Genomic DNA, 12942 nt, shown 5'->3' with positions numbered 1-12942 from the left:
AAAGTAAGCTTAAGACGCAAAAAGCGCCTTAAGATACAACTCAAAGCTGTGGTTTTGGAGTTTTTTCAGTAGCCTTTGGAAGCTGTGGATAGGTAATATTAGGTTTTTTTCCTGTTAAAGCATGCAAAAAGGTTTCTATAGAAGCTGCTTCTTTATCAGAAATTTCTATACCAAGTTGCACACTACCCATTTCTTTAATTGCTTCTTGTAAAGACCAAATCGCACCATTGTGGAAGTATGGAGCAGTTTCGGCAATATTTCTTAAAGTTGGAGTTTTAACCAAACCATTTGCATCGCCTTTAAAATCCCCTACATTTGCAAATTTATATTTAGCTGCCACTTGGAAAGCCTGCATGCTACCACCCAAATTTACCCCTGTATGACAAGCCGTACAACCTTTATCAATGAAAGTTTTCAAACCTTCTTTTTCTTTTTTGCTTAATGCTTTTGTATCACCTTCTAAGAATTTATCAAATTTAGATGGTGTTAAAAGCGTTCTTTCAAATGTCGCAATAGCATCTGCAATATTGTCAAAAGTTACGCCATTACTGCCATATATTTTTTTAAATTCTTTGACATATTCTGGCATAGAAGAAATTTTTTCCACTGCTAATTTTGCCGGTGTTGCCATCTCGGGTTCTGCTTCAATCGGTCCTTTTGCTTGATCAGCCAAGCTACCTGCTCTACCATCCCAAAATTGAGTTGAATTTAAAACCGAGTTATAAACTGTTGGCGAATTTAAATGATGAGGATTAGCAGTCCATTTATGTCCTACAGCAGCAGCTATCCCATCAGCACCTCCCATGCCTAAATTATGACAGGTGTTACAAGAAATCAAACCACTTTTCGAAAGTCTTGGTTCAAAATACAATTTCTTACCAAGATTAACTTTTTCCTTAGAAAATTTACTAACTTTTACGCCCATTTGTTTTAAAAGTTTTTCAACGGCTGCTTGATCTTTTGGCAAAGGCACCAAACCAGCAGCTTTTGCTTCATCAAGCAAAGCCCTATCATTAGCAAAAACACTCGAAGCAACCAACAACGACACAGCCCACAATGAAACTCTTTTCATTATCCACTCCCAATTAAGATAAAATGAAGTCTACATAAAAATAAACTTATTAAAAATATATCTATAATTTTCTTTAAACAAAATAAAAAAATTATATTTATAAATAAAAATTATTATAAGATAAAATATATCTTAAATAATTATTTCAGCGTTTTTTTATTATTATTTCAAGAAAATGTTTTATAAATTTTAAGGTATGAATATATGGAAAATTTAATCATTTATCTTTTAGCTTATCTTATAGGAGCTATACCTTTTGGACTTTTGCTAGCTCAAATTTTTGCCAAAACTAATATCAAAAATTCAGGTAGCAAAAGCATAGGTGCGACTAATGTCTTAAGAGTGGTAAAAGAAAATAACCCTAAACTAGCCAAACAACTTGCTATAAGCACTGTTGTTTTAGATGCACTTAAAGGGATTATTCCTATTTTAATAGCGCAATCAATGGGTTATGATGCTAACATTTTATGGACTATGGCTGTTTTAGCTGTATTTGGTCATTGCTTTTCACCTTATTTAAAATTTGAAGGTGGAAAAGGAGTAGCTACTGGCGCTGGAGTTTTAGCTGTCTTTTTACCACTAGAAATTTTATGTGCGGTATTAGCTTGGTTTATCATAGGTAAGGTATTTAAAATTTCAAGCCTTGCTTCACTAGGTGCTTTAGTTGTTTTAATCACAACTTCTTTTGTATTTCACTATGACATGCCGGTTATTAACACCCATGCGCCGATTTTCATCATTGCTTTTATCGTGGTGTATAAACACATACCAAACATCTTAAGACTAATTGGGAAGCAAGAATGCAAAGTCATATAAAAGTTAGTTTGGAATTTAAATGTATTATAGGGCTTTTGGATTTTGAAAGAATTCAAGAACAAAGTGTTTTGATAGAATTAGAAGCCAAAAGCAAAAAATTTCTAGATTATGCAAAATTATGCGCTAGGATTGAAAAAATTTATAAGAAAAAAAAGTTTAAAACTATAGAAAAATCTTTAAAATACATATGCAAAGACACAAAAAAACGTCATAAAAAATTGCAGTTTATCCACATCACTTGCTACAAACCTGATATCATCAAAAATGCTAGGGTTGGGGCAAGTCTAAGTAAAAAATATTAAAATTTTTTTAAAGAATTTTGAATATTTGCTTAATTTGTGTTATACTTTTTTTAGTAAAACTTTCTTCAAAGGAATAAAATGCGTATTTTAGTTGTAGAAGATGAAGCATCACTGAACAAAACACTATCTAACACTTTAAACGAATTTGGTTATCAAAGTGATACTTCAGAAAATTTTAAAGACGCTGAGTATTTTATAGGTATTAGACATTATGATTTAGTATTATCAAATTGGACTATTGGTAATAGCGATGCGGGTGATTTAATCAACGCAATCAAACAAAAATCTCCAAGAACTGCAATCGTTACAATGTGCGCAAAAGCAGATAAAGAAAATGAAATAAAAGCTCTAAAAGCAGGAGCAGATGATTATATTAAAAAACCTTTGGACTTTGAAATTTTAATGGCAAGAATTGAAGCTAGACTTAGATTTGGCGGTACAAATGTGATTAAAATTGATGATTTAGTGATCGATCCAGATGAAGAAAAAATCACTTATCAAGGAAAAGACATAGAATTAAAAGGAAAACCTTTTGAGGTTTTAACTCACCTAGCTAGACATTCAGATCAAATCGTATCAAAAGAACAACTTTTAGATGCCATTTGGGAAGAACCTGAGCTTGTCACTCCGAATGTAATAGAAGTTGCGATTAATCAAATTAGACAAAAAATGGATAAACCTCTTAATATCTCAACTATAGAAACCGTACGCCGTAGAGGCTATCGTTTTTGCTTTCCTAAAAAAAACAACTGATAAATTTTTAGAATGATGAATTCATTCTAAAAATTATACCTATTTTCCTCTGTTTAAATTAGCTATAAGTTTTTATATAGTATAAGTTTTACTATATTACTCATAAAAAGGAAAAATATGTCACTTTTAATCACTAGAGAATGTATATCCTGTGATGCATGCAGGGAAGAATGTCCAGATGAAGCAATTTATGATAACGATCCAATTTATGTTATCGATCCTGATCTTTGCACTGAATGTGTAAATGAATTTTCAGAACCTGCTTGCATTGTAGCTTGTCCGGTAGATTGTATCATACCTGATCCTGACAATGTAGAAAGCATTGATGAACTTCGTTTAAAACACAAAAACAAAGATATTTAATGGCTAAAAAAACCGCAGTAATTGACCTTGGCTCCAATTCCGTTCGTATGGTGATTTTTGAAAGAACCTCAAGATATGGATTTTTTATTTGTAGTGAGCACAAAAAGAAAGTAAGACTTGGAGAAAATGCGTACAATAATAACAAAATTCTTCAAGAAGAAGCTATGCTTAAGGCTGAAAAAGCTTTAGCCTACTTCAAAGAAAAAGCCTTAAAAGAAAAATGCAGAAAAATCATCGCTGTAGGGACTTCTGCATTAAGAGATGCGCCTAATGCGAAGGATTTTATCAATAAAATTGCAAAAAATGTAGGCTTAAATATCAAATGTATCAACGGAAAAACCGAGTCTTTCTTAGGTGGTCTTGCTGCGCTTAATTTATTATCTAATGTCCAAAATGCCACCACTATTGATATTGGTGGTGGCTCCACTGAACTTTGTTTAATTAAAGAAGGGAAAATTGTAGACTGTATTTCACTTGATCTTGGCACAGTAAGATTGAAAGAAATTTTTTACGATACCAAAAGATTAAATGCTTTAGATCAATTCATACAAGAAGCTCTTACACAAGTACCAAAACACTTTCAAAATGATAATATCATCGCCATAGGAGGGAGTTTAAGAGCATTATCAAATTCTATCATGAAGAAAAACTCTTATCCTTTAAAAATGATCCATAATTTTAGCTACAGTTTTGAAAAAGAAAAAAGTCATATAGAAAAAATTCAAAATGCAAAAAATTTGATCGATTTTAACATCAAAAAAGATCGCTTTGATACTATTAAAGAAGGTTGTGTGATCTTTCTAGCTTTAGCAAAAAACCTCAAAGCTAAAAACATCATCACATCTGCAGTAGGTGTAAGAGAAGGGGTGTTTTTATCAAATCTTTTTCAAAAATACGCCAAGATAAAAAACGACACCACCGATTTTTCAAAATTTAATGCAAAATTTCCACCCAACTTCAACCCAAGTCTAAAATCTTTACAAGATCGTTTTGGCATAGACTACACTGATAAAAGTGCATATTTTGCAAATAAGCTCTTTGAAGTTTTTTCACCGCTTCATAAAATTGAAGCTTCTTATAAAAAAGACCTCATAAATGCAGCAAAACTAACCCATATAGGCGAAAGGATTAATTTTTATTTTGCTAATGAACACAGTGCATATATGGCATTAAACGGTTTGCATTTTGGCTTTTCACATCAAGAAATTTTACTCATCTGGACACTTTTAAAAGCCAATGGCAAAAAAATCAACCCATTTGGTATAGAACATATTAAAGCGTTACTGCCTAATCACCATATACTAACATGGCTTAATTTCATTCTAGCTTTAGCCAACAAGCTTGCCAAAGATAGCGATGAAAATTTAGAATTTGTATTAAAAAATCATACTTTATATATTTATTCCAATAAAAGAAAAATTTATTTTTCAAAAGAAGAAATCAAAAAAATCTCAAAGCCAAAACTGATCATTTTAGCTTTTAATCAAAAAAGCTAAATACTGTTTTGCTTTGAAAGTAAATTTTGCAGTCTTTGCTTGTTTTCTTCAAAATAAGAGTCAAAATCTCTCTCTTTTGACTTTGGTGGAGTTTTAGTCACTTCTTCACTTTTCATTGTAGCTTGACTTGTCTCTAAAACTATATTTGAATTACCAATAATCATCGTATAACGTTTTAATCCGTATTCAAATACAACTAATTGATTATGTCTATCTAGTGGGCGTTGAAAAATTAAATTAAAATTTCGATCTAGTGGGTGCTTTTGTCTTAAATACATTTTCAAAAACCAAAGCCCTACAAGCAAAAGAATCAAAACACTCAACACTAAAATATAATTTGTAAAATCATACTCTTGCATATTCATTTCCTTGGTTTTTTCCTCTGCGGTTTTTTTGCTCGTTAAATTTGCACCTTCTTTTTGCGCACGCAATCTTAAGCCGTATTCTCCTATGCTATCAGCGCTAATTTCTATTTTATCACCAACGCTCAAAGCAATGAAAGTCTTTTCTCCTTCTGAAAAGATCTTGATTTTTTTGATGATATTTGAATTTAATACCTTATCTTCTTCTTTTACAGTTTTAGCATCTAAAGTAAAAATAACAATATCATTTTTCTTTTTCTGGCTTACCCCTTCTTTATAAGGCGTGTCAAAAGAAAAAGTGATATCTACCCTATCTTCTCTTGGGTAGATATTATAATTAAGAATTTTTGCCCCAAAAAGTGGCAATGCTAGCAGCAAAATCCAAAATATTTTCATTGCAATTCTTTTTTGAAATACTGCAATACTGATTTTGAATCTAAAATTTCATTGATCCTTATAGCAAGGTTTTTCTCATACACCATTACCTCGCCTTTTCCAAATATCCTTTTATTAAGGTAAAGCTCCACGCTCTCACCTGCTGGCTTTTCAAGATCTATCACAGAACCTACTTCTAGTTTTAAAAGTTCTTTTACGCTCATATTGGTTGTACCAAGCTCACTCACAAAATCCACGCTGATATCTAAAATATCTTCATAAGATTGCAATAAACCTAAGCGATCATCTATCATAGTTTTTTGTAACCTATTCTAAAACGAGCGTTTTTCATCTCATAAGTAAATTTTTCTTTTAACTTAATTTTTGAAAAACCATCAATACGCCCTAAATACTCAGGAACACCCAAACGATACTCATCTTTTCCATTCGTGTCATTGAGTAATTTTTTCGCATAACCTACGATTTGATTTGCTACTTCTTTTAATAAATCTGCCAAATCATCTTCTTTTAATTCTTCATGTAGCAAAAAATGTGCGATCTCATTTAAAGCTTTTTTCTGAAAAAACAAATAAAAGCTATATTCCTCTTCTTTAAAATACAAAGGTATAGAAGCTCCATAAAGCTCACCGCGAATAATGCTTGTTGGTGAAATTTTTAATTTTAAAATATGCTCACAAAAATGGTGAATTGAATACTCAAGTGTTTTAGTCATAGCTTTTCCTTAAAAAGACTTGTAATAAATTTATTTTACTAAATAAACCTTTAACCATAATTAATAATTAAAATATACAATATCATAATTTTATTTAGACAAAAAGGGCTTTAGAATGTTTATAGGAAATTTTGATCTAAACCAACGAGTTTTCATCATCGCAGAACTTTCAGCTAATCACGCAAGCAGTCTTGATATAGCTTTAAAAACCATACAAGCGGCTAAAAAAGCGGGTGCTGATGCTATAAAAATACAAACCTATACACCAGATAGCTTAACACTAAATTCCAATAAAAAAGATTTCACCATCGAAGGTGGTTTATGGCATGGAAGAAAACTATATGAATTATATGAAGAAGCCAAAACTCCCTACCAATGGCATGAAAAACTTTTTGAATGCGCTAAAAATGAAGGTTTAATCTGCTTTTCTAGTCCTTTTTCTAAACAAGATGTAGAATTTTTAAGACAATTTAACCCACCTGCTTATAAAATCGCATCTTTTGAAGTCAATGATTATGACTTTGTGCGATTTGTTGCAAAAGAAAAAAAACCGACTTTGGTTTCTACTGGTATTGCTTATGAAGAAGAACTTGAAATGATCGCTAAAATTTTTCAAGAAGAAAACAATCCTGATCTAATCTTGCTTAAATGCACTTCAGCTTATCCTTCTCAAATATGCGATCTAAATTTAAATGCCATAAAAACTTTACAAGAAAAATTTAAAACCACAGTAGGCCTAAGCGATCATAGCGAGGGTTTTTTAGCACCTACTTTAGCCGTAGCCCTTGGAGCAAGAGTGATAGAAAAACACTTTATACTAGATAAAACCTTAAATAGTGCCGATGCGAAATTTAGTCTTGATTTTGAAGCATTTAAACAAATGTGTGACATGGTGAGAAAAAGCGAACAAGCACTAGGCGATGTTAGTTTAGCCATGGATGAAAAAACCTTAAAAAACCGTCATTTTGCAAGAAGCTTATATGCTAGCAAAGATATCAAAAAAGGTGAAATTTTTACACTAGAAAATGTAAAAAGCGTAAGACCGAGTCTAGGTTTACATCCTAAGTTTTTGCCTATCATACTTGGTAAAAAAGCCAATTGCGATATAGAATTTGGACAAGCATTAGAACAAAAGCATTTTAAAAATTAAAGTTATACTAATTATTAAACAAGTATGTTTTATCTTCTTAAAATATACTTTTGCTATAATAAAACAAAAACTAGGTATCTAATGAATAAAGAATTATTTTTAAAAAACACTCAAGCTTTGTTTGAAGTGGATCAAATTTTAGCATATGAACTTAGAAAAATTTCCCAAACTACTCGTTTTAAGCTTATAGACGGCAAAATTTTTGATCAACAAAATCAAATTTTCTTAGATGAAAACCACCTGTTTGATTTTGATAAGTTTGAGTTTTACCCTGTGCTATTCTTCTATGGTTTTGGTAGTGGAAGTTTTTTCTTTAAACTTTTAGAAAACAAATACCTCAAACATATTGTGATTTTCGAAGATGAATTAGAAATTTTACATCTTGCATTTTATTTATATGATTTTAGTCACTTTATCAAAAAAGAAAAACTGATTTTATTTTATCCTCCTCATATCAACACAGCACAATTGAATATTCTTTTTAATTATCCAAATATCAAACATACTTTGAAAATTTTTAATTTTAATTTTTATAATGAATTTTATACCCACTTTTATTTAGCAAATGCTCAAAAAATCATGCAAATTTTACTCAACACCGTTAAAACACTCATGCTAGCACGCGGAAACGATCCAAAAGATGCGCTCTTAGGTATAAAACACAATGTAATCAATCTAGAAAAAATCATCTCTAATATACCATTTAAAAATCTTATAAAAGAAAAAAAGGCAAAAGCAAAAAATGTCATCATTGTTTCAACCGGACCATCTTTAACAAAACAACTTCCATTACTAAAACAATACCAAGATAATGTCGTAATTTTTAGTGCCGATAGCTCTTATCCTATATTGGCCAATGCTGGCATTAAGCCTGATTATGTTTTTTCATTAGAAAGAGAAGACCTAACAAGTGAATTTTTCAACAACAATTTTGAAGATTTTGATCAAAATATTCTATTTATTGTTGCTTCTTTAACCCATCCTAATACAATCAAATATCTAGAAAAAAACAACAGAAACTATACGCTTGTTTTAAGACCATTGTTTTTTGAAAGCAAGCTTAATTTAAATGAATATGGCTTTTTAGGCAATGGTATGAGTGTTGCCAATATGGCTTATGAGTTAGCTGGAGCTTTAAGATTTGAAAATATTATTTTGATTGGGCAAGATTTAGCTTATAGTGATGATGGCAAGTCTCATCCTAAAGAACACATCTATGGTGATCAAGGCGACAAGGAAGTTGTTTATAAAATGATCCCTGCTTATGGAGGAAAGGGCGAGGTAAAAACACAACTTACTTGGTATTTATTTTTAAAAAGCTTTGAAAAAGACATCGCCCTAGCAAGAGACATCTTAAAAATCAAAACCTACAACGCCACTGAAGGCGGAGCAAGGATAGAAGGGGCTATAGAAAGACCTTTTAAAGAACTATGCGAAACACTACTAAAAGAAAAAATTATTAAAAACAACATCCTAACAAAACCCAAAAATCCGCAGAAAAAAATCAAACACTGCAAAGAAAGACTTAGTAAACTTACAAAACAAAGCGAAATTTATATCAACGAATGCAAAAAAGCTGCCCAAGAAAAAAATTTAGAAAAACTAGAAAAACTAAGAATAAAACTACCCAAAAGTGATTTTTTTTCAGATATTTTGCAAGCTAGGTGTTTTCAAAATGAATGTGAAGTTTTAAAATACAAGGTTGAAAAAGATAAAAATGCTAATTTATTTTTAGTGCAACAAATTGACTTTTTCCAAGAAGTTATACTATACCTAGAAGAATATAACAAAACTATAAAAGAAAATTTAACACCCGGTGCTTGAAAAATGATCGTTATATTGTATGAAAAAAAATTGCAAATAGGCGATATAAAATTATAAATGTTATCAAGGATTGAAAAAGATGAAAACAAAAATTTACAGAAAAAATATCAGAGCTTTAAAAGGAGAAGAGTATCAAAATTTAAAACGTAAGCTAAGCAAAATCAAAGAAGTAAAAGATTATTTTTATGTATTTGACAAAGATCCTTTAAATTGCAATATCTGCTATAAAAATCAAAAAAATATTTATATCAATCCTTTAAATGAGCTCAAAGAAAAACTAGATTTGTTTAATAAAAACTATGTTCGTTATCCTTATTTGTTTTTCTACGGTTTGGGTAATGGAATTTTTTACAAAAGCTTACTTGCCAACAAAACTCATAAAAGGGTTATTGTATACGAAAGAGATTTGGAACTTGTGTTTTTAGTTTTAAATATGGTTGATTTTTCCAAAGAGCTTTCAGAAGGAAGATTAATTTTAATCCACACTATAGAACTAAACTACGCAAGAGCTGATAACCTTTGTAGTTTTTTAGATCTTTTTGTAAAAACCTATGACTTGCATATTCATTCACATTTTTACGAAGACCATAAAGAAGAAATTAGGCATATCAGCGATTTAAATTTTAAGGCTATAAAAAATATCGCCTTGAGAAAAGGAAATGATCCTATTGATGCAATGCAAGGCATTGAACAATTTGTATTAAACCTACCTAAAATGCTAACTCATCCAAGTTTTAAAGAGCTTAAACAAAAAAGAAGCAATAAAAGTCAAAATGCCATCTTAGTAGCCACCGGACCTTCTTTAAAAAAACAACTTCCTCTGCTTAAAAAATACAGCAAAAAAGCAACTATATTTTGCGCTGATAGTGCTTATCCTATCTTAGCAAAAGAAGGGATCAAGCCTGATTATGTTTGTATGCTAGAAAGAGATGATGTGGTATCTAAATGTTTTGATAATGATTTTGGAGATTTTGACAAAGACATTACTTTCATTTTAGCTTCTTTGGTATATAAAGATAGTATTGAATTTTTGGAAAAAAACAAACGCAAGTATATCTTAGTTTCTAGATCCTTACCTTTTGCATACTCTTTGGGTTTGCATGATTATGGCTATGTTGGTGGTGGTATGAGTGTAGCACATTTAAACTATGAGCTAGCACTTTTATTAGGACATAAAAATATCATTTTAATCGGTCAAGATTTAGCCTATAACGAAAAAGGCGACTCACACACTGAAGGTTTCATCCATAGTGCTTATCATGAAGGAGATTATGAAAAAGATAAAGATAAATTTAAAATACCTGCTTATGGTGGAAAAGGCTATGTGCAAAGCTCTAATATATGGGTTTTATTCAAGCAAGTTTTTGAAAATTTATTTTACAAACAAGATAAGGTTAAAATTTATAACGCCACTGAAGGTGGAGCAAGGATAGAAGGTACCATAGAAAAACCTTTTAAAGAATTATGCGAAAATTTACTCAAAGAAGATCTCAAAAAGCCTTTTTCAAAACTACAAAAACCAAAAAGAAAAGATAGCGAAGAACTTATGTTGCAAGCTTATAAACAAATCAAGCAAAATATCAAAACTAGCCAAGCTTTTTTAAAAGAGTGCAAAAAACTCCATAAAGAACTTCACCATAAAAGTAAAATTCGCTACACTCTTCATGAATTAAATGAAAAAATCGATAAATTAAAAGAAAAGCTTGAAAACAAAAAACATACCTTCTTAAGAGAGGTCACTAGTCCTTCATTGTTTCATCTAGAAAGCACTTTTTCTAAAATTTACGTTCATGCTATGCATAATGAAAACGATAAACAAAATAAACTAGTCGCATGGCTTGAAGCACACAAAGCATGGCTTGAAGATATCACAGAACTTACCCTAGTACAAGAAAAAGCATTAAAAATAGCCATCATGCCTTTGCAAGATATTTTAGAAAAAAGAAAGTTAATTTAAGCGGGCTTTTTACCCGCTTTTAGGATTATTGTAAGAGTTTTAGAACATTTTGTTGCACAGCATTAGCCTGACTCATCGCATAAGATCCACTTTGAGCTAGGATGTTGTATTTTGAGAAATTTGCACTTTCTGCTGCAAAGTCTACATCTCTGATGGTAGATTCAGCTGATTTGATGTTTACTTGGGTTACGCTGATGTTATTAAGCGTAGCTGTGATTTGATTTTGCACCGCACCGATATCTGCTCTAATGGCATCTAGATTTGCCGTTGCAGTTTCTACCACATCCATCACCGCCATCGCACCTTTGAGCGTAGTAACCCCAGGAGTCTGATCTTTACCCGCAATATTCATAGAAACTTTAAAATTAACAAATTGAGAAGAGCCATCACTAGGTGCACTTATACCAAAAGCGATAGAAAAAGCGGTTACAAACGCTAGATTATTTTCATAAATTTGAGAATAATCCTTACCACTGCCTATAGAAAACCCTGAGCCACCACTCATACCATTTGCACTCATAAATTCATTGATATTAGCAAATGTTACGATCATTTTACCGCCACCCTTATAAGCATTAAAGCCCATAGCATCAGCTACATTGGTGTCGATTCTTCCTTTTGATTCTCTTAGTGATACAGAAGCTTGAGAGATCATATCTGTGGCACCCATACCTATAGTAGAAAGATTAGAACCTGAGATCAAAATGTCTTTACCATCATTTTTTACTAAAGACAAACGACCATAGTTCTCATAATCATCTTTTAAGATACCTGAACCAACTCCCATATCTCCTTCTATTTTAATCCCTCTACCATCTCTTGAGTTTAGCACTAATCTACCATTAGCATCTCTTGAAGCCTCTACTCCGGTACTATCTTTTACTGAGTTAATCGCTGCAACTAAAGCTCCATTTTGATCACTATCTTGATACTCGATTCTGCCTATGGTTACACCATTAATTGAAAAGTTATCGCTTGTGACCCCACCTTTGATAGGACCTACACCCGTTGTTTCTACTAAGAAATTTGCTCTTACGCCGGTTACATCTGCTACCCTGTTGATCTCTTCAGCCAAAGCACCAAGCCCCGTACCTACTGAAGTAGAAATCACTACCGGTTGAAATTTAAAATCATCCACACCATTATAGTTTTTAATGGTAAGTTGAGCTATACCACTAGAATGAGACTGTGAACCTGTTTCAAATCTTGTTACACCGATTTTGCTTGATTGGGTTGGGCCTATGCTTGCTTTTACTGTTTGGTTTGATTGTGCGCCAATTTGAAATTCTTGATTCACAAAATTTCCACTTAGGAGTTGTTTACCATTAAATGCCGTAGTATTTGCGATGTTATCTAGCTCTTCCATCAAACGGTTGATGTCAGCTTGAAGCATGTTTCTTGTTTTAGCACTTTGACCATCTTGTGCTGCTTGTGTTGCTTTTACTTTGATGGTATCTAAGATCTTAAGCTGCTCATCCATAGCTTTGTCAGCTGTTTGTAAAATACCTATCGCATCGTTACCATTGTTAATCGCTTGGCCTAAAGTCGCAGCTTGTGATCTTAAGCTATCAGCAATCGCCATCCCTGAAGCATCATCAGCCGCAGAATTGATTCTAAGACCTGAACTCAGTCTACCTAAAGATTTATCCAACTCTCTTGCTGTGATTGTTGAATTTGCGTGTGCATTCATTGCACCTATGTTGGTGTTTATTCTAAAACCCATTTTAAATCCTTTCAAA

13 protein-coding genes are annotated in these 12942 nt (G+C 31.8%); 8 read left to right on the top strand and 5 right to left on the bottom strand.

Going from position 1 to position 12942, the window contains the following annotated elements:
* Positions 1-40 precede the first annotated feature (40 nt).
* Positions 41-1072, bottom strand: a complete 1032-nt coding sequence (locus tag CKA54_RS04205; protein WP_120760247.1) for a cytochrome-c peroxidase — start codon at positions 1070-1072, stop codon at positions 41-43.
* 204 nt (positions 1073-1276) lie between these two features.
* On the opposite strand from CKA54_RS04205, the gene plsY reads away from it, so the two are divergent.
* The 5 genes from plsY to CKA54_RS04180 all read left to right on the top strand — a co-directional run bounded on the left by plsY (position 1277) and on the right by CKA54_RS04180 (position 4802).
* The gene (gene plsY / locus CKA54_RS04200; protein WP_120760245.1) at positions 1277-1888 is read left to right on the top strand and encodes a glycerol-3-phosphate 1-O-acyltransferase PlsY; all 612 of its coding nucleotides are present in this window, start codon (positions 1277-1279) and stop codon (positions 1886-1888) included.
* Positions 1873-2190, top strand: coding sequence for a dihydroneopterin aldolase (locus tag CKA54_RS04195; RefSeq protein WP_120760243.1), 318 nt, complete (start codon positions 1873-1875; stop codon positions 2188-2190). The genes plsY and CKA54_RS04195 overlap by 16 nt, the downstream gene beginning before the upstream one ends.
* 78 nt (positions 2191-2268) lie before the next feature.
* Positions 2269-2943 carry a homeostatic response regulator transcription factor HsrA gene (hsrA, locus tag CKA54_RS04190; RefSeq protein ID WP_120760242.1) on the top strand — a complete coding sequence of 225 codons (675 nt, stop codon included), beginning with the start codon at positions 2269-2271 and terminating at the stop codon, positions 2941-2943.
* Positions 2944-3060: 117 nt separating this feature from the next.
* Positions 3061-3306, top strand: coding sequence for a YfhL family 4Fe-4S dicluster ferredoxin (locus CKA54_RS04185; RefSeq protein WP_012660922.1), 246 nt, complete (start codon positions 3061-3063; stop codon positions 3304-3306).
* Positions 3306-4802 carry a Ppx/GppA phosphatase family protein gene (locus CKA54_RS04180; protein ID WP_120760240.1) on the top strand — a complete coding sequence of 499 codons (1497 nt, stop codon included), beginning with the start codon at positions 3306-3308 and terminating at the stop codon, positions 4800-4802. The genes CKA54_RS04185 and CKA54_RS04180 overlap by 1 nt, the downstream gene beginning before the upstream one ends.
* Here CKA54_RS04180 and CKA54_RS04175 read toward each other — a convergent pair.
* Genes CKA54_RS04175 through CKA54_RS04165 form a run of 3 tightly spaced genes read right to left on the bottom strand, consistent with a single transcriptional unit; the run spans position 4799 to position 6272 of the window.
* Complete coding sequence (locus CKA54_RS04175; protein WP_120760238.1) at positions 4799-5560, bottom strand: hypothetical protein; 762 nt, start codon at positions 5558-5560, stop codon at positions 4799-4801. The genes CKA54_RS04180 and CKA54_RS04175 overlap by 4 nt on opposite strands.
* The gene (fliN, locus tag CKA54_RS04170; RefSeq protein WP_120760236.1) at positions 5557-5853 is read right to left on the bottom strand and encodes a flagellar motor switch protein FliN; all 297 of its coding nucleotides are present in this window, start codon (positions 5851-5853) and stop codon (positions 5557-5559) included. Before fliN ends, CKA54_RS04175 begins: the two co-directional genes overlap by 4 nt.
* Positions 5850-6272, bottom strand: a complete 423-nt coding sequence (locus CKA54_RS04165) for a chemotaxis protein CheX (protein ID WP_120760235.1) — start codon at positions 6270-6272, stop codon at positions 5850-5852. Before CKA54_RS04165 ends, fliN begins: the two co-directional genes overlap by 4 nt.
* A gap of 115 nt (positions 6273-6387) precedes the next feature.
* On the opposite strand from CKA54_RS04165, the gene pseI reads away from it, so the two are divergent.
* The 3 genes from pseI (at position 6388) to CKA54_RS04150 (ending at position 11203) form a co-directional block, all read left to right on the top strand.
* Positions 6388-7422: a pseudaminic acid synthase gene (pseI, locus tag CKA54_RS04160; protein WP_120760233.1), complete on the top strand. Its 1035-nt coding sequence runs from the start codon at positions 6388-6390 to the stop codon at positions 7420-7422.
* Between the two features lie 81 nt (positions 7423-7503).
* Entirely contained in the window at positions 7504-9246 is a 1743-nt protein-coding gene (locus tag CKA54_RS04155) for a motility associated factor glycosyltransferase family protein (protein WP_120760232.1), read from the top strand.
* Between the two features lie 79 nt (positions 9247-9325).
* Positions 9326-11203 (top strand): motility associated factor glycosyltransferase family protein, encoded by a 1878-nt coding sequence (locus CKA54_RS04150; RefSeq protein ID WP_120760230.1) that lies wholly within the window; start codon positions 9326-9328, stop codon positions 11201-11203.
* Between the two features lie 25 nt (positions 11204-11228).
* On the opposite strand, the gene CKA54_RS04145 is transcribed toward CKA54_RS04150, so the two are convergent.
* On the bottom strand, positions 11229-12926 hold the full coding sequence (locus CKA54_RS04145; protein ID WP_120760228.1) for a flagellin A: 1698 nt from the start codon (positions 12924-12926) through the stop codon (positions 11229-11231).
* Between the last annotated feature and the right edge of the window lie 16 nt (positions 12927-12942).

Source organism: Campylobacter sp. P255 (genome assembly GCF_003627915.1).
GTDB lineage: Bacteria > Campylobacterota > Campylobacteria > Campylobacterales > Campylobacteraceae > Campylobacter_D.
Note: the sequence above shows the minus strand (reverse complement) of the source record. Positions and strands in the feature narration are given on the sequence as shown.